Annotated in this window: 4 protein-coding genes; 2 read left to right on the top strand and 2 right to left on the bottom strand. The window is 53.6% G+C overall.

Annotated features, from left to right (window positions below):
* Positions 1–111: 111 nt before the first annotated feature.
* On the top strand, positions 112–696 hold the full coding sequence (gene aat / locus H6F43_RS04385) for a leucyl/phenylalanyl-tRNA--protein transferase (protein WP_190341041.1): 585 nt from the start codon (positions 112–114) through the stop codon (positions 694–696).
* A 5-nt stretch (positions 697–701) separates the two neighbouring features.
* Here aat and H6F43_RS04380 read toward each other — a convergent pair whose 3' ends face one another.
* Positions 702–1,535, bottom strand: a complete 834-nt coding sequence (locus tag H6F43_RS04380) for a M48 family metallopeptidase (protein ID WP_190341039.1) — start codon at positions 1,533–1,535, stop codon at positions 702–704.
* A gap of 223 nt (positions 1,536–1,758) precedes the next feature.
* On the opposite strand from H6F43_RS04380, the gene smpB reads away from it, so the two are divergent.
* On the top strand, positions 1,759–2,226 hold the full coding sequence (gene smpB / locus H6F43_RS04375; RefSeq protein ID WP_190341037.1) for an SsrA-binding protein SmpB: 468 nt from the start codon (positions 1,759–1,761) through the stop codon (positions 2,224–2,226).
* A gap of 82 nt (positions 2,227–2,308) precedes the next feature.
* Here the strand turns inward: smpB and H6F43_RS04370 are convergent, their stop codons facing one another.
* Positions 2,309–2,464: a hypothetical protein gene (locus H6F43_RS04370; RefSeq protein WP_190341035.1), complete on the bottom strand. Its 156-nt coding sequence runs from the start codon at positions 2,462–2,464 to the stop codon at positions 2,309–2,311.
* Positions 2,465–2,740 lie beyond the last annotated feature (276 nt).

The raw sequence follows: 2,740 nt of genomic DNA, 5'->3' as shown, positions 1-2,740 counted from the left end.
TGCTTGCCTTCATTGGCTGGCAGTGGCTACTTTTCGCTACGATGCAGTAGCTACTCAGTTAGGCGAGTAGGGGTTCCACTGACTCGCTGAGTTCAATAAGGCGTTAAACCGTTGACTTCTCGGTTCGATCTTCCCTCAATCATTCGCGGCTATTCTCAGGGTTACTTCCTAATGGCCGACGAGTCCGGTCAAGCGCTGGATTGGTACTCCAGCCGTGAACGGACGCTGATTCCGCTTGACGATCGCTTCCGCTACCCGCGATCATTACAGCGCGTGCTGAATCAAGAGCGCTTCTCGATCGCGGTGAATCGGAACTTTGTCGCTGTTGTTGAGGGATGCGCTGATCGCGATAGCACCTGGATTTCTGAGAGCTTGAAGGTGCTGTACTGGGAGCTACACCAAGCAGGCTGGGCGCATAGCTTCGAGACGTGGCAGGGCGACCAACTTGCGGGCGGCATTTTAGGAATTGCGATCGGTGGCGCGTTCATCGGCGAGTCGATGTTCTACCGAATTCCCGATGGTTCCAAGGTGGCAATGGTAAAGCTAGTGGAGCGGCTGCGCGATCGACAGTTTGTCCTGTTCGATGCTCAGATGATGAATCCGCATCTGGCGCGGTTCGGAGCCGTTGTTGTGCAAGACCAAGACTATCAAACGCTGCTGAAGCAGGCACTCCAGCAGCGTTGCTCGTTAGAGTAAGAAACTTAGATAGACCGCAGCCGCGATCGGTAGGCCGTATTGTCTAGACCACTGCCGCTTGCTTGAGCCGGATTCACTTGCTGGCGTAGCCGCGCTACACGGTCTGATGTCGCGGGGTGCCGACTGAGAAAAGTTGGTGTGGACCGCTGCCGTAGCAGTTTGGTCATGAAATCAGCGGCGGCAGCTTGGGCATAGCCTGCCCGCCCCATCATTTGGACACCGAGCTGGTCTGACTGAAACTCGTCGTTGCGGCTGTTGGGGCGCAGCAGCGCCAGCTCAACGCCGATATTGACCGCCGTGCTGCGGCTCAGTCCTGTGGCTCCCAAAACGCCTTGCGCGATCGCCGTTTCCTTCATCTGCTTGACAGCATGACGAGCCGCGATGTGTCCAATTTCGTGTCCAATTACGCTAGCGAGTTGAGCTTCGTTGTCAGCAAGCTTTAGCAGTCCTGTATTGACGTAAACGAAGCCTCCCATTGTGGCAAAGGCGTTAACGCTGTTGTCCTGTACGACCTGAAACGTGTAGGGAATTTTGGGGCGCGGACCTTGAGCGGCAAGGCGTTGTCCGATCTGATTCACATAGTTGTTCAGTTCCGGATCGCGATTGAGACGGACTTGCCCACCCGTCAATTCAGCGTTAATCTGCCGCCCCAGCTCCAGTTCTTGCTGATCCGACATGCTAGAAAGCTGGACGACTTGAATGCCCCGAAGAATCAAATCTCCCCAGGAAATCGCTTTCGCTGCGATCGGTTGACCGAGGCAGAGTCCCAGAACCACCGATAGAGAAATGAGCGGGTAGAGCCAACGACGCGACGCGCGGCGGGAGAAGCAATTAAACATAGGAAAGTGAGGAGTAAGCGGTGAAGAGTGAGGGGAGAACATTAGCCGCTGAAACGTGGGCTAAGAGCGAATTACGAGTCGCTAATAGCAGTTAACTATCTTCAGCCATGCTAGGAAGTTTTTGAATGACTTGTAAAGGGATGACCTACGGAGAAATGGCTTTGTTCCATGGAGTAAGGAAATTTCGCGATCGCACCCCAAGGAACGCGCTAGAGTGAAAAACATGGGCGATAACAGTAACGGCTACAAAATCATTAGCGACAACCGCCAAGCTCGATACCTCTACGAGATTCTAGAAACTCACGAGGCAGGTATTGAGCTATTGGGGACGGAGGTAAAATCGATTCGAGCAGGCAAGGTGAACCTAAGGGACGGCTTTGCCCTGATTCGTAATGGCGAGGCACTGCTGCTGAATGTGCAAATTTCTCCCCATGAGGCTACAAGTCAAGCGTTTAATCACGATCCACGCCGGACGAGACGGCTCCTGCTGCATAAGGATGAGATTCGCAAGCTGACAGGACAAACACAGGAGAAGGGCTTGACGCTGGTGCCGCTGAAGATGTACTTCAAGAACGGCTGGGTCAAGGTAGATATTGCACTGGTGCGCGGCAAGAAGCTCCACGACAAGCGTGAGGATGATCGCAAGCGCCAAGACCAGCGAGACATGCAGCGGGCGCTGAAAAATCTCTAATCGAGAGTCAGTAATTTTTGCACGTTCTGACGCGTGGCGGCTCCGATCGCCCGCAAGGCAATCGTGCCGTTACGTCAAGCTTCTAAAACAGCAGCACCGATCGCAGCAGCAAAAAAGCATCTGGGGCTGGAACCATTTCGCCGCGAAAGTCCAGCAGTTGCACGATCAGCAGGTAGGCAAGGCTGAGGGCAATTGCAATCGCACCTGTGACGATTGCAACCAGCTTAGAACGGTTCATTGGGACTCTCCCGCAAAAATCTCACTTCTCCAGTGTATATAAACGCAGATTAAGCGAAATCTTGCGTATGATGCAGGGCAGATCGAAAATCAGCACTGTAAGGAATTCTCGATCGTCAGCCATTCCTATGACTCCCATGACCGATGCTCCGCCACAACTGCCTGCCGCCGATCGTCCTACGGTCGTCGAAACGTACAATTTGCGAAAAGTCTACCGAACAGGCTTCTGGCTGAATCAAAAAGTCGTGTCCCTTCACGACTGCACCCTCAGCATCTA

The organism is Leptolyngbya sp. FACHB-36 (assembly GCF_014695955.1).
GTDB lineage: Bacteria > Cyanobacteriota > Cyanobacteriia > Leptolyngbyales > Leptolyngbyaceae > FACHB-36.
This window is presented reverse-complemented; position numbering and strand designations above follow the sequence as displayed.

Bases quoted from the DNA above. Each gene is read 5' to 3' on its own strand.
- H6F43_RS04370 (WP_190341035.1), bottom strand. From the start codon at position 2,464: ATGAACCGTTCTAAGCTGGTTGCAATCGTCACAGGTGCGATTGCAATT.
- smpB (WP_190341037.1), top strand. From the start codon at position 1,759: ATGGGCGATAACAGTAACGGCTACAAAATCATTAGCGACAACCGCCAA.
- H6F43_RS04380 (WP_190341039.1), bottom strand. From the start codon at position 1,535: ATGTTTAATTGCTTCTCCCGCCGCGCGTCGCGTCGTTGGCTCTACCCG.